Genomic DNA, 359 nt, shown 5'->3' on the forward strand with positions numbered 1-359 from the left:
CGCTACGGGGCAACCTGCGGTGCTCGGGTTTGGCGGGGTCTCGCTCAACTCGCGCCGCTGCGCGTCGCTCAGACACACGCGAGCCCTGATCCGCCAAACCCTGCGCTCCTCGGCGCATCCAGAGGGGCACGGGGAGCAGAACATCCACACGGGCCATCGCTGCGCTCGGCCCCGAATCGCGGGCGCAAGCGCCGCGCGCTGCGCTGCCTGGGCCGAGCAAAGCGATGGCCCGTGTGGATGTCCGGCTGTCCACCCCCTGCTGGCTGCGCCTGCGGCGGGGCGGTTGCGGGGTGGCACGCGCGTCGGAGCGTGCGTGCTTCGTGCTCTGACTCGCCGTGGATGTCTGAACGAAGCTGCAA

Source organism: Acidovorax sp. HMWF018 (assembly GCF_003061035.1).
Classification (GTDB): Bacteria; Pseudomonadota; Gammaproteobacteria; order Burkholderiales; family Burkholderiaceae_C; genus Acidovorax; species Acidovorax delafieldii.